Source organism: Paraglaciecola sp., assembly GCF_039964565.1.
In the GTDB taxonomy this organism is placed as follows: domain Bacteria; phylum Pseudomonadota; class Gammaproteobacteria; order Enterobacterales; family Alteromonadaceae; genus Paraglaciecola.
The window spans coordinates 1-19,345 of the sequence record NZ_JBDVXF010000013.1 but is presented as its reverse complement, the minus strand read 5'-3'; the positions used below and the strand labels follow the sequence as shown (position 1 = coordinate 19,345).

At 40.4% G+C, this 19,345-nt stretch carries 20 protein-coding genes and 1 tRNA gene; 5 read left to right on the top strand and 16 right to left on the bottom strand.

Features of this window, described 5'->3' with window-relative positions; genetic code table 11:
• Positions 1 to 16: 16 nt before the first annotated feature.
• Positions 17 to 271 (top strand): hypothetical protein, encoded by a 255-nt coding sequence (locus ABJK37_RS07430; RefSeq protein WP_348351647.1) that lies wholly within the window; start codon positions 17 to 19, stop codon positions 269 to 271.
• A gap of 62 nt (positions 272 to 333) precedes the next feature.
• Here ABJK37_RS07430 and rplA read toward each other — a convergent pair whose 3' ends face one another.
• From rplA to ABJK37_RS07405, 5 genes are all read right to left on the bottom strand, one after another.
• The gene (gene rplA / locus ABJK37_RS07425) at positions 334 to 1,026 is read right to left on the bottom strand and encodes a 50S ribosomal protein L1 (protein ID WP_348351645.1); all 693 of its coding nucleotides are present in this window, start codon (positions 1,024 to 1,026) and stop codon (positions 334 to 336) included.
• Positions 1,027 to 1,029: 3 nt separating this feature from the next.
• A complete protein-coding gene (rplK, locus tag ABJK37_RS07420; RefSeq protein WP_215927326.1) occupies positions 1,030 to 1,458 on the bottom strand; it encodes a 50S ribosomal protein L11 in 429 nt (142 codons plus the stop codon).
• A gap of 210 nt (positions 1,459 to 1,668) precedes the next feature.
• Positions 1,669 to 2,205 carry a transcription termination/antitermination protein NusG gene (gene nusG, locus ABJK37_RS07415; RefSeq protein WP_215927324.1) on the bottom strand — a complete coding sequence of 179 codons (537 nt, stop codon included), beginning with the start codon at positions 2,203 to 2,205 and terminating at the stop codon, positions 1,669 to 1,671.
• Between the two features lie 3 nt (positions 2,206 to 2,208).
• Entirely contained in the window at positions 2,209 to 2,586 is a 378-nt protein-coding gene (secE, locus tag ABJK37_RS07410) for a preprotein translocase subunit SecE (RefSeq protein ID WP_215927322.1), read from the bottom strand.
• Positions 2,587 to 3,004: 418 nt separating this feature from the next.
• Positions 3,005 to 3,081 (bottom strand) — tRNA-Trp (locus ABJK37_RS07405).
• Positions 3,082 to 3,413: 332 nt separating this feature from the next.
• Here ABJK37_RS07405 and ABJK37_RS07400 point away from each other — a divergent pair.
• On the top strand, positions 3,414 to 3,965 hold the full coding sequence (locus ABJK37_RS07400) for a YgjV family protein (RefSeq protein ID WP_348351642.1): 552 nt from the start codon (positions 3,414 to 3,416) through the stop codon (positions 3,963 to 3,965).
• Between the two features lie 76 nt (positions 3,966 to 4,041).
• Positions 4,042 to 4,746: a DUF445 domain-containing protein gene (locus ABJK37_RS07395; RefSeq protein ID WP_348351640.1), complete on the top strand. Its 705-nt coding sequence runs from the start codon at positions 4,042 to 4,044 to the stop codon at positions 4,744 to 4,746.
• A 24-nt stretch (positions 4,747 to 4,770) separates the two neighbouring features.
• Here the strand turns inward: ABJK37_RS07395 and ABJK37_RS07390 are convergent, their stop codons facing one another.
• From ABJK37_RS07390 to ABJK37_RS07370, 5 genes are all read right to left on the bottom strand, one after another.
• Positions 4,771 to 5,445, bottom strand: coding sequence for an RluA family pseudouridine synthase (locus ABJK37_RS07390; RefSeq protein WP_348351638.1), 675 nt, complete (start codon positions 5,443 to 5,445; stop codon positions 4,771 to 4,773).
• Positions 5,446 to 5,452: 7 nt separating this feature from the next.
• Entirely contained in the window at positions 5,453 to 6,085 is a 633-nt protein-coding gene (locus ABJK37_RS07385; RefSeq protein ID WP_348351636.1) for a LysE/ArgO family amino acid transporter, read from the bottom strand.
• 44 nt (positions 6,086 to 6,129) lie between these two features.
• Positions 6,130 to 7,971, bottom strand: coding sequence for an ABC transporter ATP-binding protein (locus ABJK37_RS07380; RefSeq protein WP_348351634.1), 1,842 nt, complete (start codon positions 7,969 to 7,971; stop codon positions 6,130 to 6,132).
• Positions 7,972 to 8,041: 70 nt separating this feature from the next.
• Positions 8,042 to 8,668: an RraA family protein gene (locus tag ABJK37_RS07375; RefSeq protein ID WP_348351632.1), complete on the bottom strand. Its 627-nt coding sequence runs from the start codon at positions 8,666 to 8,668 to the stop codon at positions 8,042 to 8,044.
• Positions 8,669 to 8,672: 4 nt separating this feature from the next.
• On the bottom strand, positions 8,673 to 9,092 hold the full coding sequence (locus ABJK37_RS07370) for an MAPEG family protein (RefSeq protein WP_348351630.1): 420 nt from the start codon (positions 9,090 to 9,092) through the stop codon (positions 8,673 to 8,675).
• 487 nt (positions 9,093 to 9,579) lie between these two features.
• On the opposite strand from ABJK37_RS07370, the gene ABJK37_RS07365 reads away from it, so the two are divergent.
• Complete coding sequence (locus tag ABJK37_RS07365) at positions 9,580 to 10,464, top strand: universal stress protein (RefSeq protein WP_348351628.1); 885 nt, start codon at positions 9,580 to 9,582, stop codon at positions 10,462 to 10,464.
• A 201-nt stretch (positions 10,465 to 10,665) separates the two neighbouring features.
• On the opposite strand, the gene ABJK37_RS07360 is transcribed toward ABJK37_RS07365, so the two are convergent.
• The 6 genes from ABJK37_RS07360 to pyrC form a co-directional block, all read right to left on the bottom strand.
• Positions 10,666 to 12,135: a sensor domain-containing diguanylate cyclase gene (locus ABJK37_RS07360; RefSeq protein ID WP_348351626.1), complete on the bottom strand. Its 1,470-nt coding sequence runs from the start codon at positions 12,133 to 12,135 to the stop codon at positions 10,666 to 10,668.
• 179 nt (positions 12,136 to 12,314) lie between these two features.
• The gene (locus tag ABJK37_RS07355) at positions 12,315 to 12,806 is read right to left on the bottom strand and encodes a hypothetical protein (RefSeq protein ID WP_348351624.1); all 492 of its coding nucleotides are present in this window, start codon (positions 12,804 to 12,806) and stop codon (positions 12,315 to 12,317) included.
• 79 nt (positions 12,807 to 12,885) lie between these two features.
• Positions 12,886 to 14,265, bottom strand: a complete 1,380-nt coding sequence (dbpA, locus tag ABJK37_RS07350) for an ATP-dependent RNA helicase DbpA (RefSeq protein WP_348351622.1) — start codon at positions 14,263 to 14,265, stop codon at positions 12,886 to 12,888.
• 32 nt (positions 14,266 to 14,297) lie between these two features.
• Entirely contained in the window at positions 14,298 to 14,987 is a 690-nt protein-coding gene (locus ABJK37_RS07345) for a crotonase/enoyl-CoA hydratase family protein (RefSeq protein WP_348351620.1), read from the bottom strand.
• Between the two features lie 95 nt (positions 14,988 to 15,082).
• The gene (locus tag ABJK37_RS07340) at positions 15,083 to 15,838 is read right to left on the bottom strand and encodes a transporter substrate-binding domain-containing protein (RefSeq protein WP_348351618.1); all 756 of its coding nucleotides are present in this window, start codon (positions 15,836 to 15,838) and stop codon (positions 15,083 to 15,085) included.
• Positions 15,839 to 15,955: 117 nt separating this feature from the next.
• Positions 15,956 to 16,987 carry a dihydroorotase gene (pyrC, locus tag ABJK37_RS07335; RefSeq protein ID WP_348351616.1) on the bottom strand — a complete coding sequence of 344 codons (1,032 nt, stop codon included), beginning with the start codon at positions 16,985 to 16,987 and terminating at the stop codon, positions 15,956 to 15,958.
• Positions 16,988 to 17,335: 348 nt separating this feature from the next.
• Between pyrC and ABJK37_RS07330 the strand changes: the two genes are divergently transcribed.
• Entirely contained in the window at positions 17,336 to 19,075 is a 1,740-nt protein-coding gene (locus ABJK37_RS07330; protein WP_348351614.1) for a lysophospholipid acyltransferase family protein, read from the top strand.
• Positions 19,076 to 19,345: the final 270 nt, after the last annotated feature.

Below are 19,345 nucleotides of genomic sequence, written 5' to 3'. Positions count from 1 at the left end.
CTTCAGGATTCACAGATTGATATCATTACTTACGTATTACCCTAAGCAAATCCACCGCTCTACGGTGTTCGTTAATCCCAGAGAGTCTGAGTCGATACCACCGTCTGCGCAGGCTGTTGTTTTAAGTACGTTGTTTACGATAGATAATCCTAAAACCACTATCACGGAAAATGCTCTCTTACTTCATTTCCCAACTTACGCCTGCGGTCTTGGACGAGAGTCTGTCGTTGAGTTAATTAAAAAAAAACTTAACCCAGACTCTAACCCATAACCTTTACAGAGAAATAAGCCTTAAAGACTTATCTGCTTTGATTATTCATCAAAGCGACCGGTTTAGCCTAAGCTAGCTTGGTCAACAGAAACACCTGCACCCATTGTTGTGCTAAGGCTAATTTTCTTAATGAAAGTGCCTTTAGCTGAAGAAGGCTTAGCTTTGTTAAGCGCTTCTAGCAATGCTGCTAAGTTTTCTTGAATTTGGTTTGCTTCAAAAGCGATTTTACCGATGCTTGCATGGATAATACCATTTTTGTCGTTACGATAACGAACTTGACCCGCTTTAGCATTTTTAACAGCTGTCGCTACGTCAGGTGTTACTGTACCTGTTTTAGGGTTAGGCATAAGTCCACGTGGACCTAAGATTTGACCTAATTGACCTACAACACGCATCGCATCTGGAGAAGCAACAACAACGTCAAAATTCATTTCGCCTTTTTTCACTAAGTCAGCTAAGTCATCCATACCAACGATGTCTGCACCAGCTTCTTTAGCAGCTTCAGCGTTTGCGCCTTGCGTAAATACTGCTACACGCACTTCTTTACCTGTACCGTTTGGCAATACAGTTGCACCACGAACATTTTGATCAGATTTACGAGCATCGATACCAAGGTTAACAGCAACGTCAACACTTTCAGCAAATTTTGCAGTGGCTAATTCTTTTAACAAAGCAACCGCTTCGTTAAACTCGTATTCTTTAGTAGCGTCAACTTTGTCTTTAACTAAGCGTGCGCGTTTTGATAATTTAGCCATGTCTTATCCCTCTACCACTAAGCCCATGCTGCGCGCAGAGCCAGCAATGGTGTTTACTGCTGCATCTAAACTTGCTGCAGTCAAATCAGGTTCTTTAGTTTTAGCAATTTCTTCTAATTGCTCGCGCGTCACTGTACCCACTTTTTCAGTGTTAGGACGGCCAGAACCACTCTTAATACCAGCCGCTTTCTTAAGTAAGAAAGAAGCAGGAGGAGTTTTGGTTAAGAAGGTAAAAGAACGATCTTCATAAACAGTAATTTCTACTGGTACTGGAGCGCCTTTTTCAAGAGATTCTGTTTTTGCGTTAAACGCTTTACAGAATTCCATAATGTTTACACCATGTTGACCTAGTGCAGGACCAACTGGTGGACTAGGGTTAGCAGCACCTGCCGCAACCTGAAGCTTAATTAAGCCAGTGACTTTCTTCGCCATAATAAATACTCTCTAATTTGGGTATAACGCCTTGTAAACACTGAGTATGCTTACTCTATCGGCTTCCCGTTCTAATAAAATGGGCCGCGAAGTATAGATGAACCAACACCTCGGCACAAGTCTTATTATTGACAAATTATATATTTATGCATCAACCAACAAAAAAGGGCGCATTACGCACCCTTTTATAATTCAAATTTGCTATTAAAACTAGCCTTTTTCTACCTGCCCAAATTCTAGCTCTACAGGTGTTGAACGTCCGAAGATAAGTACCGATACTTTTAAGCGGCTTTTTTCGTAATCAACTTCTTCAACCACGCCGTTAAAGTCGGCAAATGGACCATCGGTAACACGAACCACTTCGCCTGGCTCAAACAAGGTTTTAGGCTTAGGCTTATCAACGCCTTCTTCAAGACGATTTAATATAGCGTTGGCTTCTTTAGTCGTAATTGGCGCAGGGCGATCAGAAGTGCCACCAATAAAACCTAGGACTCTTGGTACACTTTTCACTAAATGCCATGAATCTTCATTCATATCCATTTGCACCAGTACGTAACCAGGGAAAAACTTACGTTCACTTTTTCTTTGTTGCCCAGCGCGCATTTCAACGACTTCTTCGGTGGGTACTAAAATTTCTCCGAAATAATCTTCCATTTCGTGCATTTTAATATGTTCCAACAAGGTTTTTTGCACACGGCCTTCATAACCTGAGAAAGCTTGAACCACGTACCATTTTTTATCTGACATAGCTTAAATTCCTAACCCAGTTATAAATGAGACAATCTCAACGATTATTCCGTCCAGTCCCCACAAAAGAAGTGCAACTACAATAGTTGCCGCCAATACAATCATAGTAGTAGTAGTGGTTTCTTGACGTGTGGGCCAAACAACTTTGCGTACTTCAACACGGGATTCTTTCGCAAAATTAATAAAAGTGCTGCCTTTAACTGTGGTAGAGGCAATAAAACCAGCGATACCTACGGCCGCAACGGTAATAAGGGCGATATAGAGAACCGAAAGTTCCGGGAAAAAATGGTTCACAGCAACAACGCCGCCTAACAATCCAAATATAACCAACCATCTCAACATATCTAATGGATTGGAGTTGTTTTCTGTATTTTCGCTCATGCTAAACCCTGACTCTCTTACTAGTTGCATTGTTAGTAGTGACTACGCACTTACCAACACATATTTTTTGAACTGCTAGATGGAGGAATTATCTCCGATACATCCATGTAACTGACCGCAAGCGGCGCTAACGCGGTTCAAATCGTTCCAGACGATTTGTAGAACCATGGGGGGTCTCACCCTCAACCTTCCACAACCTAAATTTACTTTCCGTCAAAGCGAGCCCTGACGTTTTTACTTGTACTGGCAGGGGTGGAGGGATTAACTCAGTTACGTCCATGTAACTGACCGCAAGCGGCGCTAACGCGGTTCAAATCGTTCCAGACGATTTGTCAAACCCGTGGGGATTCTCACCCTCCACCTCTACAACTAATTTTTACCCTACAGTCCAATGACTAAGACTGTAGTTAACTTGTACTGGCAGGGGTGGAGGGATTCGAACCCCCAACCGTCGGTTTTGGAGACCGCCGTTCTACCAATTGGAACTACACCCCTAAAACGTCTAACATCTATCGGACTTAAAATGTCATCCAACAATGTGAATTTTAGTTACATCAACCTTGTAGAATCATCGATTTTTCGGGAAAAATTCAGAATCACTAACAAGAAGGGAGGCGTATTATACTTATTGGTTACTGGGATTCAAGAAGAAAGATTAAAGAAGCTAAATCGGTATCAAAGAATACTGTTAAAAGATGATTAAGTTTTCGGCTGTTGGGCGAACAATGTTACCATAATACGGCTCAATTCTGAGACTGGATACGTTCTCGTTTTTAAAACTCAATTTATTATTTATCGCGTTATTTAGAAATGGCGAGGAACATTGCTTGTACGACTTTCGAACTTTAATGGATACACTTAACACGCTATTTTGGCAAAATCCTTTGGCGCAAACTATTGGATTGTTTGCGTTCTTCATTGGCGCTAGTGCGTTCTTGCACAGAGATGACCAGAAACTAAGGTATTACCTCACAGCATTTACCTTTCTTATGGCTTTACATTTTTCCTTGTTAGGTCTTTGGACAACCGCCATTGTTGCATTGCTTGGGAGTGCTAGAAATTACGTGTCGAGTTTAACCGACAACATTTGGGTAATGTCGCTTTTTCTTTTAGCCGTTTGGTTAATGGCAATTCAAAATAGTACAGATTGGGTGCATTTATTAGCGATAGTGGGTGTGTCGTTAGGGACTTGGGCTGTTTTTAGAGAACAAGGAATACGAATGCGTATATGCATGTCTTTAGGGACAGTTTGTTGGCTTAGCCATAACTATATAGTCGGTTCCATAGGTGGAGTCGTTATTGAAGGGCTATTTTTAATCGTCAATACACGAACTATTCTCAAACTTGCGAAAGAACAAATCACACAAAAACCAGCATAATAACTTCAGCATGTTGACAGTCCGCATTTTACTGATATAAAACCCTTCCTAAATAAATGGTATTGGAGTTATTTCTTTGAACAAGAGCATTATTACCAACGGGTTAGCCCTTATATTAGTAGGACTAGGTTTTTTCTTAGACAACATAATAGTCAAAACAATAGGCCTATTTGCAGTGTCTGGCGCACTTACTAATTGGATAGCGGTGCATATGCTTTTTGAAAAAATTCCAGGATTATATGGCTCTGGCGTTATACCAGAACGCTTCGAAGATTTTAAGAGAGGGATCCATACCTTAGTCATGGAACAATTTTTTAGTGAAGACAATATTCAGCGCTTTTTAGCTGATAGTAACCAAACGGTCAATGTAGACTTGACTCCTATGATTAAAAAAGTCGATTTAGGGCCAACCTTTGATTCATTAGTGGAAGTCATCAAGGAGTCTTCATTTGGACAAATGTTAGGAATGTTTGGCGGAGTTGAAGCGTTAGAGCCGATGCGACAACCTTTCGTTAATAAAATGAGCCTAGCGATTCAAGATATTACTCAAGATCCTAAATTTGCGTCACTACTTAAAGAAGAGTTGACCCAAACAGATGTTCAGCAAGACTTACACCAAAAAATTACCAGCATTGTCGAGCAGCGACTGAGTGAACTCACGCCACAGCTAGTGAAGGATATTGTGCAGAAAATGATTAAAGAGCACTTAGGTTGGTTGGTTGTGTGGGGAGGCGTATTTGGAGGAATCATTGGCCTAATCGCAGCCACAATCAATTTCTAATAACGAATTGAAATTAGCGCACCTCTAAAATGGACAAGGGCTAGTCAAAGTCATCGTTTTTTGCGAGTGTGGATGCTCGAACGTTATATCTAGCGCATGCAACATAAGTCTTGGGGCCATATTTTCGGTGGTGCTGTTGCCATAAAGATCGCAACCAACAATAGGGTGTCCCATTGCTTGACTATGAAGACGTAACTGATGAGTTCTACCGGTCAATGGAGTGAAGATTACTTTGGTGCAAACGGGGCGCGTTAGCCTCTCAAGCACTTGATAGTGGCTCTGAGCTGACTTACCTTCTATGTGGCATATTTTTAGTCGGGGAAATAACAATCTATCTTTAGCAATAGGTAAATCAATCACTCCCATGGTGTCACTCACCTTTCCAGCTAGTAAGCTTATATAACGTTTTTTAACAGTCCGTGACTGAAACTGTTTAGTCAAATTTGCGTTAACCTCTTTGTTTTTAGCTAAAAGCATTATTCCCGAGGTGCCAAAATCCAAACGATGGCTTAGTCTAATATCAGCGTTTTTTTTGGCTAGGCGAAAATGTACAGAATCTATATTCAGGGGATTTTTGCCGGACAAACTTAATAAACAGCTAGGCTTATTTATAACCAGTAGGTAAGCATCTTCATACAATACTTGAATTTTTTCATCGCACTTAGGGGCAATGAAATTATCAACAATTTCTTTCTTCACGCTTGTTTCATACTTGCAGGCTTTGATAGACAAAGATGACTAAGCTTGTAGCAATCCACCACATAACTCCCCCAATTAGGGTGTCCAACACTATCCAAGTTTTACTACTTTCAAAGTAAGGAATGAGTTTTTTCGACGCATACCCTAAACCAAAGAACCAAACAAACGAAGCAAATATTGAACCTAATAAAAACCAACGTTTTTCTTCACTGCCTAAGGTTCCACCTATGCCGCCTATAATGACTAAGGTGTCTAAATAAACGTGAGGGTTCAACAGCGTTATGGCAAGTGTGGCTAGTATTAATTTAACCCGGGATTGTTGCTGGTCTTTTCCTCGTTCTATATGTAAATGGCTGTCCCCTTTATATGCTCTAAAAAAGGAACTAAAGCCATACCAATATAAAAAAGTCGCTCCTAAGATCGCTAAGGAATTAAGAAAAAAAGGCGCTTTTTGTAGAACCGAACCAACTCCTAAAACTCCTAGGCTTATCAAGGCTGCATCGCAAATGAAACATATGGTACAAGCGTAAAAAACTTTTTGTCCTAATAATCCTTGTCGCAAAATAAAAGCATTTTGAGCCCCAATAGCGACGATTAGACCTCCTGAAATCAAAGCCCCCTGAATAAACTGGTTTATCACAAGCCAATCCCAAATTTACACAAGGCTTTTTTATTTCGCATATTCTAATCTAAACCAATAAAGCCACCCGTTTGGTGCTCCCATAATTTGGCATAAATCCCGTGTTTTGCAATCAGTTCTGCATGTGTACCTGATTCCACTATTTTGCCCTCGTCCAGCACTAACAGTCTGTCCATTTGCGCAATAGTCGATAATCTATGGGCAATAGCCAAGACTGTTTTGTTTTCCATAATTTTATTTAAACAATGTTGAATCGCCACCTCTACTTCAGAATCCAATGCTGACGTAGCCTCGTCTAATATTAAAATGGGCGCATCTTTTAACATGACCCGAGCAATAGCAATTCGTTGACGTTGGCCTCCAGAAAGCTTCACACCTCGCTCACCTACATGGGCATCGTAACCTGTTCGGCCTTTAAGATCAGATAAGGTTTGAATGAACTCGTCAGACTCAGCTTGCCGTGCTGCCCTACGCATATCTTCTTCACTGGCGTCTAAACGTCCATATAGAATGTTATCGCGCACCGAGCGATGCAATAAAGACGTATCCTGGGTTACCATACTAATATTTGCACGCAGGGTTTCTTGTTGCACCTGACTGATATCTTGCCCATCTATGGTAATACTGCCACTTTGGATGTCATAAAAACGCAGCAATAAATTAACTAAGGTAGACTTACCCGCTCCAGAACGCCCTACTAATCCTACTTTTTCTCCGGGTTTAATTTTGATATCTAAATCCTTAAACACGGCTATGGGAATATCGTCTGCCCCTGTATAGCCAAAATTCACTTTGTTAAAATGAATTGCCCCTCCTTTCATTTCTAACGCTGTTGCATAGGGTTTATCTTGTACATCAACAGGCAAAGACAAACTATTAATGCCGTCTTGTACCGTACCGATATTTTCAAACAGTGATGAAACCTCCCACATTACCCATTGCGACATACCATTGAGACGTAAGCACAAACTGACAGTAATCGCGATTTCACCTGGAGTGACCAGCTCTAGCATCCATAAATATATCGCCAGCGCAGTAATACTAAAGACCAGCAAGGCATTGCTAAACCACACACAACCGTACAATACAGTGACCAAGCGCATTTGCGGATAGACACTTTTTAGAAAACCAAACATTCCTTCTTTCGCATATTCCGCTTCGCGGCTAGTATGCGCAAATAACTTTACTGTGGTGATATTGGTGTAACTATCAACAATGCGTCCTGTCATCATCGAACGAGCATCCGCTTGACGTTGTGATACCCGCTTTAACTTAGGGATCAGAATACGTAAAATCACTAAATATACGAAAAACCAAATAAAAAGAGGCGCACTCAAGCGCCAGTCAGCGGTAATGACCAAAAACAAAATACTAATAAAGTACACACTGACATAAACTAAAATATCCAATGTTTTCATGACCGTTTCACGCACCGACAATGCTGTTTGCATGACTTTAGTCGCGATTCGTCCCGCAAACTCATTTTGAAAAAATCCGAGACTTTGCCCAATCATGTACCTATGCGCCTGCCAGCGGATTTGCATTGGGAAGTTTCCCATCAGGCCTTGATGAGACAATAGAGATTGAGTTATCACTAACACCGGTAAAATAACTAATACTAGTAATCCCATCCAAATGAGACTGCCCAATTCTTGCTGCAAAAACGTTTCTCGATCACTGGCAGCTAACCAATCGACTAATTGCCCCAGAAAGCCAAATAACGACACTTCAAGTGCAGCAATAGCCGCGGCCAAAAAAGAAACACAAAAAATAACCGGCCACATTCCTTTAGTGTAATAACGGCAAAACGCAAAAATGGTGGCGGGAGGTTGTTTCGGGTGGGCACTTGGAAACGGATTGGTTAGCCGTTCAAAAAATGAAAACATCGGGACAATAGACCTTGGAATGACTTAGTCTGCCGAAAGAGTATAACCGACAGACCTATTCTAAAATAAGTTAATCAGAATACCCTAATTCTTGTAGTTTCGATTCAACTTTTTTCGAATGTTGTGCTTTCCACTCACTCAAACTCATCGCAGCATCCTTATCTGTGCGCGCTTTGGCAAGATCATAGACCTGTTTAAGCTGATTTTTTGGAATCACCGCGATACCGTCTTCATCCGCCACTATATAATCGCCGCCGTGAACTTTCACACCGCCACATACAATAGGTTGATTCAAAGGAAACATTTGTTCTTTGGCGCCAGGTTTCGGCATTAAACCACGAGCAAAAACCGGAAACTGAGCATTTCGTATTTCAGCTATATCTCGAATAGCGCCGTCAATAATCATACCGGCTATACCGCGCTGCTGAGCCACAGCGCATACATTGCCTCCAGTATTGGCATACTCAGGATCAGCCTCAACTACAATTACATCCCCTGCACTGGCTCGATAAATCGCAGCATGTAAACTTAAATGGTCGCCTTTTCCACATTTTACTGTAAACGCAGGGCCGGCAATACGTGGCATTTGAGGCCACATTTGATGGATGTTTGGATCGATGAATTGCTCTCTTGGTAACCCTTCTGAATACTCACAAGGAGAAATTTCGCGCATTTGTTCGATTGTTGGTTTTGACATACCACTAGACTCCCATAAATTTAGATGCAAAAAGACCCACCCAATAAACACAAATACCAAGTTGTATTACAAAAAAAGCGAAACGAACTTGCACTGCCAGTACACTAGTAGAGATCAAATGAGTGATAGTTTGGCCCAAACGAGCCGCAAGTACCAATAAGGCTAAGTCATTGGTAATCGCTATTGAATCTGTTGCCAAGGCCAGAAGCTGCAACCCACCAATAAATGCAAAGCTTTCAACACAGTTGCTTTGAGCCCGTGTTAATCTCTCACCAAATGGAGGTGAATCAGAACCATCGGACTTAAAAGCATTCGCTGCTTTTCGTTTAGCCAGCACCAAAAAAGTTCGATAACTCGTAAGCCAAATCAACAGAATCAAAATCCAAGCAATATAACCAAGCAGTGCAATAATTGTGTCGTTCATTAATTTTCCGTCCTGTACCCATTGAAGATTACTGTATATCAAGGATAGAGTTTGACCAAGCGACCCTAAGGATTAATTTTGAATATTGCGAAGCGACATCGTCATTGGACATCTAAGAACCACACCCACTATGACGTAATTGACAAACACTATTTGTCATCAAAGTTAGACGCCCTAAGATCGAAGCGGTTATAGCTTATAGGGAACTGCCTTTTGCGCTGTGTTGAATTATTTTCGACAGGCACAAAACATGAGAAACAAAGCATTACAGGTAACTCGCAAATATAATATTAACGAATTAAAATTGATAAAGCGCGTCTCTATACAAATTGAAGATTCCAATAAAATAAGAGGTTGAGATAGAAATGTGGCTTTAACCTTAAAAACATCAATAAAGCCTAGCAACCGATATTTATTGTTGTAGATCAATTGCCTTCCTGCTTACAATGACTAGTATACAACTCAGTGAAATGTTCAGGAACCGCATATGAAAATTGAAAAAGTTTTGGTTATTGCAGATCAGCAAGACAAGCAACAAAGCGCGTTAGCACATGCTAAATCGCTATGTAAGCGCACCGGAGCCAAACTACATATTGTGGCCTTTCATTACGAAAATTTAACTAAGTTCGCAGCCAAATTAAACCCAGAACAACAATTAGATATTCAGAATAAAATCATTTCTTCTGGGAATAAATGGTTAAAAAGTGAAATCGCACAACTGAGTCTACAAGATCATTCTTCATGTGAAGTATTGTGGGAAAAAGATATTGTTGGTTGGGTCAAACAACATTGCGAGTCACATGCCTATGATTTAATAGTTAAAACAGGACATCGCAGCGAAGGACTGTTTTATGTACCAACTGATTGGCATCTAATTCGTAACAACCTTGTACCGACATTAATTGTGGCAGAAAAAAAATGGCGTAAAAAACAAACCATCATGGTATCACTTGACTTGGGGACTCACTCAAAATCGAAACAAGAACTAAATCAAAAGTTACTTGATGCTGGGATCACTTTTGCCACAAATGCCAATATGCCCCTGCATATTTGTTACAGCATACCTATATCGCCGGTATTAAAAGACTTAGGTATCATTGATAAAAAAACCTTAGTTAATGACGCCAAATCGAGGTACCTACCTATCATCGAAACCATGCTCGGTGATTACGATATACCCTTAGCTAATATTCATTTTAAAGCTGGCCCCGCTTCTAAAGTCATCCCAAGTGTTGCCTCAAAATGCTCGGCTGGCTTAGTAGTAATAGGCAGTATTGGACGTAAGGGAATCACGGCTAAAATCATGGGCAACACCTCAGAAAGTGTATTGGGATTATTAAAAACCGATATTTTGGTAGTACAGCCTGAGTAATACCAATCCGTAGTGATAACTGCTGGGGCATTCTGAGTGGGTAGTTATCATTACGGATTGGTATAAATAGGGGATACATTCAATTCAGGCCTAAAAAATTTAGCTACAGTTTACCTTTGCATTGGACGAAAGATCGTTAGTTTTTTATCTCATCATACTGCAAGGCATTAATTAGGCTGTAAATTGTCCTAAATCAAGCATTCAAGATAATCTAAAATTGGGAACCTTTTGCGGTGTATTGTCTTTTAAATCATTAGTGGTACGAACAGTATTTCGACCTTCTCGCTTTGCCATGTAAAGCGCCTCATCGGCGTGAGTTACGATATCCTCTAACTTGTACGCTGTCGCTCTAAATGCCACGCCAAAACTTGCACTCATACTTAATATCTTGCCACGAGCAGTGAAATTAAATTTCGAAATCTCCACTCTTGCCCTCTCAGCGACCTCATAGGCTATTTGGAAGTCTGTTGCGGGTAAAAGAATGACAAATTCTTCGCCTCCCCATCGACCGATCACGTCCACGTCACGGAGTTGTGTTTTTAGTAAATTTGCAAATTCACACAAAATTACATCACCCACTGCATGACCATAGGTGTCATTGATCAATTTGAAGTGATCTATATCTACTATAATTGCGCAAACACTTTGCTTTTCTTTTTTGAGTTGCTTAAAGCACCATGCCAAGTACGCTCTATTTGGCAATTGTGTTAGTGGATCTATTTGATACTTACTCGCGAATTCAGCTTGAACATAAGGTATTCCGATGCGGGCAATTAGGACAGCTAGCAACAACACCAGCGCTAAATTTAAGGTTTGCATCATAAATAACTTGATAGTTTCACTCTGTCTTACTTGTAAAGAATTAACTAAGTAAAGTTTCCAGTTAAGTGCTTTAAGGTCGACCTTGGTTATTAGTAAGTCTTCACCTTCCACATCAACCAAAATATTGTCATTGGGCTTTGAACCAGACTGTTGTAACGGTGTTAAGGCTTGAAACCAAGAAAGTTGGCGTATGTTTTTAATACGTTTTCCATCGGCCAGTAACTTTTCATCAGAAGACAGGACAATGTCTTGATTCCCATCAACAAAAATGAAGTCGTAGTCATAGGTATTTTTATTGTTTTCAAAAGTTGAGATAATTCTATCTAATCGTTTGCTCACACCAATAAAACCTATGAACTCTCCCTGCTCATTGTGAATTTTAATATCAAAGTAAATATGAATGTCGTCCCTGTTCCCTAATGCCGCAACGACGTTTTGTGATGATTTTTTTGCTCTGAAGTACCACTCTACTTTTTCAGAAACGAGGGGTAACGTTGAACCATCGGAAAAGTACTGCATACGACTGATTTCACTCGCCACAAAAAAGTTCATATCAAACTCTTTGGACAGTTCATCAAGTAACACCATCATTTTTTTACCGTCAATCACATCGTGGTTCATATGAGACTTCAAAGAAGAAGCTCTTGCGACGGTTTCAGCAATAAAAAGTGGTTTTAGAACTTCGTGTGAAACAATATCAAAGGCAGGGGTCAAACTTTGAAGTTCGAGTAGGCTTTGGTCTTCCACAGATTCTGACAAAGATATCACTGCACTTAGGGCGACTGAAAACACTACTATAAGTAAAACAAAATAGAACTTTGGATTGACGTATTTTTTCCAAGGAGGCATTAAACGGCCGGTGAAATAGAAGAATTAGCGTTAAACTTACAGTGTTAACTGACTAACAACCATTAGACTTTAGTATTGAAAGAACGCAATCCAACAAATAAAAATGTTAATAATAACTTTTAAAACAATAAGTTACTAAGCGCATTCCAACTTATATTAACCACTAGATAAAATCGGCGTTAGCCATAAAATTCAAGCCAATAACTCAATGCTGGTAGCATACTAATTACAATCGTCATAGTGATCCCAAATTTACTGGGTAAGATGAGCCAACTTTTCGCCGGATTGGAAGGCTTATAGAAAACTCTTACTCCATTGTCAGCAAAAGTCTCAACCTTAGAAAGCTGCTTTCTAAGTAAAAACTGAGCGTTATGGCTGGCGACAATTATCCATGGCGAAATTCGCTTACCTTGAAAGGTTTTACCTGCAATTTGATACGAATAAAGTGCATAGGCCTTATAGTCTTGTTCGGACACACTAATATCACTTCCAAAACGATCAACACCAAGGTTAATTAGGTGACCTATAGTGCTAGGCCATGTGCGGATTAGCGACTGAAATAATGCTGAATAGCCACACACTAAAAAAGTATAAACAGATGCCCAAAACCAAATCCCTTGTCTATCGCCCTGCAAAGCTAAATCCCACAGATTTGAAATATAATCGAACATTGTCTTTCCTAACTCTTAGAGAAAACACTTTGTAGCAAACAATAGCGCCTCAATTAGGTGACGATTCTAGCCAATATGTCTAACTCAACTTTCTCGCTTTAAATTTGCGCCCTTTTAACTTACCTTCATTAAATTGTTTTAAGGCTCGCTTAACACTGCGTGTTTTCACCGCCACATAGGTATGAGTAGCTGTAACGTTAATTTTACCAATGTCGTCACCAGCAATATCCGCATCTTTAGTTAAGGCACCTAAAATATCACCTGGGCGGATTTTGCTTTTTTTGCCTCCGTCAATACAGATAGTGGCATACTCGGGTTGAATTAAACGGTTGGCATGAAAACGCAATGCCTGAATGCCAGTCCACTTGATTTTGGACTTTTGGTAATCCTCAATCGCATTCGCTCTTGGAATTTCTTTTGCTGAACAAAGTGTTAATGCTAAACCTTTGGCATCTGCGCGACCCGTTCGACCAACTCGGTGAATATGCACTTCAGGATCTGGCGTGATTTGATAACTAATCACCGCATTGACCTCTTTAATATCTAGGCCCCGTGAAGCTACGTCTGTAGCAACAAGTACAGACACACTTCTATTCGCAAAACGAGTTAACACTTGAGTTCTATCACGCTGCTCTAAATCGCCATGTAAGGCCAAAACAGATACGCCTAATTTCGTTAGTTCATCAGCGACTTCCTGACAGGCAATTTTCGTATTGCAAAAGACGATGGCTGATTCTGCCTGATAATGACTTAACATCGCAGCTACAGCTTTTATACGATGAGGATCTTCGACTTCAAAAAACAACTGTTCGATGCTGTTAGTTTCGTGCGTGGCTTCAACGCTCACCTCTAATGGATCACGCTGTACATCTTTGCTGATTTGCGCGATTGAATCAGGATAAGTGGCTGAAAATAGTAGGGTCTGTCTATCAAGCGGCACGGCATCAATTACTTTAGCCATTTCTACTTCAAAACCCATATCTAGCATACGATCGGCTTCGTCTAACACTAGGGTATTCACTTCAGTTAAGTCTAAACGCCCTCGAAACAAATGATCCATGATGCGTCCTGGCGTTCCTACCACAATATGCGCACCATGCTCTAAGGAGCCAATTTGTGGCCCCAAAGGCGTACCGCCACACAGGGTCAATACTTTGATATTATGAATGCTACGACCTAACTTGCGGATCTCTAATGCCACTTGCTCTGCTAATTCACGAGTAGGACACATGACCAATGCCTGAACACGGAATCGCTTCACTTTTAAATTGTGCAATAACCCCAGACCAAAAGCCGCTGTTTTTCCGCTGCCAGTTTTCGCTTTACCGACTACATCTTTACCCGCAATTATGGCGGGTAAACTCATTGCTTGGATATCGGTCATTTCTTTGAAACCCATCGATTCCAAATTATCTAACAACGCGTTATTTAACCCCAGTGAAGCAAATTCTTTATTCAAAACATTCTCATTTATTAGGCCGGTCAATTAGCTTAGAGGCTACTATGACGGTCTTTTTCAATACATTCATCTAGCAATTGCAATAATTCTGCACGCGCTTTTAATTTTGTCTGGTGATGGGCTTTCATATCTAGTTTTGTCATAGCGTTAGCTATTGCCTGAACTGTCACGGCAAATTCCGCCTCGCTAACAACTTTATCCAAAAATCCAGCGGTAACCGCTTCTTTAGGTGAGACCATTTCAGCCAAAATAACTGAACGGTTAAAAAAAACTGGCGCCAATCTACCTCGGGCTAATTCTACACCACCATGGTGCATTGTCATACCTATTGCGACTTCATTTAGACCTATTTTAAATGCACCATCGACTCCAATTCGATAATCGGCCGCTAATAATAAAAATGCGCCTTTAGCTATAGCATGACCACTGCACGCCACTAAAACAGGGAACGGAAACGCCAGCATACGTCTAGTGAGAGTGGTGCCTTTTTCAACCAAAGCCATAGCCGAACTCATGCTTTCTTTCATCACCTTTAAATCATAACCACCAGAAAACATGCCAGCCTGTCCAGTTAAAACCACTACAGCTTGTGCTTGTTCTGCTTGGTCAAGAGCTGAATTGAGTTCGTCAATCACTTGGTGAGAAATTGCGTTTACTTTGCCATTTTGAAGCGTAATGGTGGCAACTTGGTTTTCAATATTACAGGTAACGAGTTCAGTCATAATAGGTCTCTGATGTTTAAGTGGAAGGTTCTTTATCTTTCATTTGTAGGGTTAAGGGCAAGTTATAAATTTGCATGAGCAACTATCAGTAAAACTTAGTTGCTAGCAATCTTTGAAAAAACCTTAGGATGGATATTGGATTGAATGATTGTATCTAACTCTCCGGACGCTTTAATACTTGTTAAAGCTTGATTAACTTGGGGCATTTTAGTTTGCCAATTTTGGTTAAATATAAAACCTAAATCCGATTCAGCTAGTGCCTTTGATGAACGCCATAATTTATGTTTAATTCCTAAACTCGCGATCATCCAACTTTCCCTGAACTCGTTTACATACATAACATCACAACGTTCCTTTACTAGTAACTTAACCAGTGGAACTTGACTAGACACTTTGACCGCTCTGGCAATACCGTCTTCGAAAAAGCGGTTTAAACTAGGATACTGATAATCTTGTCGAATACAGATAGTTTTGTCTTGCAGCCAATCCAACGGGTCACTACTTTCTACAAAAGGTTCTTTGCTATATAGAAACTCTCTGTGTAAAAAGACGGAATCAGAAAATATCAGTTTATCTTTATTCATTACCCAGTCTGGAGACAACCAAGTCATATCGGCTTTTTCTTCTATAAGAGACTGCTCTAACCCTTTTCTTGCTGTTGGCAAGAATTCGAGTCGCATTCCTAATTCTCGACTTAAGGCTCTTGCTAAGCTAGGAACTATGCCTAGATATTCAGAGCTATTTTTGGTGTAGACAAAAGGAGGCTCTTCTACATATATAACGGCCAAGCGCAGTACCTTAGCGCTTTCATTGGCTAAAAGTGGCGTGCTCCCCACAAAAAGCCAAATCAACGAGACTCTAAACCAAACCTTATATAATGCAAATGGATACAATTTCATCTCAGTATAATAAAGGGTGTTTCAGTAAAGTATATGACTTAAAGTTCAAACTAATCTTCAAATTAACCTTTAAACTAGCTTCCAATCTACCGTTTTTCCAGCAAAGAATGGCACTATGGCTTCTCCACTAGGCAATGTAACGGTCTCAGGCACAACCCAACTATCCTTAACCAAGGTCAAAGTTGTGGTATTACGTGGTAGCCCATAAAAATCTGCCCCATGAAAACTCGCAAATCCCTCTAATTTATCTAAGGCGTCCAACTCGTCAAACACCTGAGTATAAAGTTCCAAGGCGCTCCAAGCACTGTAACAACCGGCACAACCACAGGCGTTTTCTTTAGCGTGTTTAGCATGGGGAGCGGAATCAGTCCCGAGGAAAAATTTGTGCGAACCACTTGCCACGACTTTACGTAAAGCTTGTTGATGAGTGCTTCTTTTTAAAACCGGTAAACAATAGTTATGGGGCTTTACTCCACCCACTAACATATCATTTCGGTTTAATAATAGGTGTTGCGGTGTAATGGTGGCTGCCACATTATTGGTGCTGCTCAAAACAAAATCTGCTGCATCACTAGTCGTAATATGCTCAAACACCACCTTTAGAGAGGGGAAGGCTTCCACTATTTTAAGCATATATTGATCGATGAATACTTTTTCACGGTCAAATATATCGATGTGATGCTCAGTCACTTCACCATGCACCAATAACAATAAACCTTGTTTTTGCATCTCTTCGAACACAGGATACAACGCTTCTATGCCACTAACGGCTTGAGCTGAATTGGTCGTTGCACCAGCCGGATACAACTTTGCGGCAACTACACCGGTTTGTTTGGCATCTATAATATCTTGGGTAGTAGTTTTATTGGTTAAAAACAGTGTCATCAAAGGTTCAAATTGACTGCCTTGTGGCCTAGCCGCCAAAATACGCGACTTATATGCATTAGCTAACTGAGCGTTAACAACTGGAGGTACTAAATTCGGCATAACAATAGCACGAGAAAAACATCTAGCAGTAGCTGGAACGGTTTCGCCAAGCATATCGCCGTCTCTAAAATGTAAATGCCAATCGTCTGGTGTGGTAATAGTAATCTGTTGCATTTTTTTCCTGCTTTAATTTTCTACAATAAACCCTGAGACTAAGCTGTGTATTATGCCTTAAATCCCTTTGTAAAAACCTCAATCTCGGCACATTTATGGTTTCAGTTATTTAATAACCCAAATTCGAAATCGGCCATCACTTCCGATGCCACCTTCAGTCAAAATTTGCATAACGAATAAAACAACCTAACCTTTTGTTTTTATTGCAGATACTTGACGAGAAACAACATATTGTAACCTAAATCCAGAATGCATAGCTTGATTCGGCTCAAGAACTTACTGAATTATTCTAAAAAATAAAGCACTATTGATGACATAAATTGGTCACCTCGTTTGTGGAATTGTTTTATGCCTGCAGCCATCAGCCTGCTAAATGTAGTCCCAGATAATAAAAAAAACTTCCTTAACAGAACACTCATCAAATTATTAGATCGCGCCTTGGCTATCAATAAGTTAGATGACTTATATCGTGAAAATAGCCTTGGCGGGTTAGACAAAACAAATTTTGCAAAAAAACTATTAGATGGACTGAACATCCAATTATCAGGGATTGAAGCGTTACAAGCCAGCATTCCCAAGTCCGGTCCACTAGTATTAGCGAGTAATCACCCATTCGGGGGAATTGAAGGCGTCATGTTGGCTTGGGCAATCGAACAAGTGCGCCCAGACATCAAAGTGATGGCCAACCAAGGATTAAAAATTTTTTCGGAGCTTGAAGACTATTTCATTTTCACTAACCCACTCTCAGAGGGCAACCCTAAGAATTCCCCTTCAATTCGAACCTGCTTAAAACATGTAAAATCTGGCGGCGCCTTACTTATTTTCCCCGCAGGACGTGTAAGTTATTATCATAAAGACACGCAACGAATCGCCGATCATAAGTGGAATAGATTGGTTGCCAGCATAACTAACCGCGTTAACGCCCAGTATGTACCGATATTTGTGAGTGGCTTCAACAGCTCACTGTTTTATCGATTGGGACGTGTTTACTTTCGATTTCGAATGTTGATGTTACCCAGAGAATTAATCAACAAGCGCGATGCTAAAATAACAGTTACAGCAGGACACCCCATTGCTGCTAAGCATTATGCAAACGATATAAAAAGCGACAAACAAACCGAGTTGTTTCGTGCGCAGAGCTATTTGCTTGACCCTGAATTACAACAAGACTGGCCAGCAGATCTAGTCAAACATCAGCAGCCTCTCGTGGAAGCGGTCTCGGGAGACATAATTTTACAGGAACTGCTGCAACTGCCAAAAGAACAACACTTACTCAATCATAAAGACTTTTCGGTATATTTTGGCTATCAAAAGCAAATACCAAACACTGTAAATGAAATCGCACGTCTACGGGAAATGGTATTTCGTGAACATAATGAAGGCAGTGGTGAGCCACTTGATACCGATCACTTCGATGCTACCTATACCCATTTATTTGTCACTAAAACCAAAACGGGACAAATAATCGGAGCGTACCGAATGGGACAAACCGACAAGTTATTATCCGATGGTAATATTGAAAATTTATACTTAAATCGTATGTTTCATTTTGGTCCTGAATTTGTAAACCAACAACAACCTTGTTTGGAAATGGGACGCTCTTTTTTAATTCCTGAATATCAACGTAGCTTTTTAGGTTTATTTTTATTATGGCGAGGCATTGGTGCGTTTGTTTGCCAATACCCTCAATACCGCACTTTGTATGGAACAGTATCGATTAGTAAATTATATGATGTTCGCAGTGCCGCCGTAATTCAACAAGCAATGGTAACGCCAACTGACAAAGTGGCTCCAAGAACGCCCTTTTCACACCAATTACATCCTGAAGTACAAGATTTTGCAAAGCGATACGGACTTAAAGAACACCTTACAGCTTTACTCAAAGGTATTGAGCCAGATGGGAAGGACGTACCTATTTTACTGAAACATTACAACAAACTAGGTGCGGTTTTTCACTGTTTGGGCATAGACAATAGCTTCAACGATACCCCTGGATTGTTACTTAGTGTGGATTTACCTAGTGCACCAGAGAAATTATTGAAGTTGTATTTAAGTGATGGTTGGCAAGAATATAAAGAAGCAAAATAGTGTTTTATACCAATTCATCTTATCAATTAGTCACTCAGAGAACACCAGCGACTTTCAATCGAGGCGTAGTCCTGCAGGAATGGCTACCCCCTTTCAAAGGACTAGAACGAAGAGAGAAAGTCGCTGGTGTTCTCCCTTTGGGCGAGGTTTAAAAGCACCTACTCTGCGTTGCTCGAACTTACAATAGAATAACTATTGCTTCATTCGAGCGCCTTGATTAGGTGATTTTAAACCTCGCTGAGCGATCAATTGTTAGGATGGATTGGTATT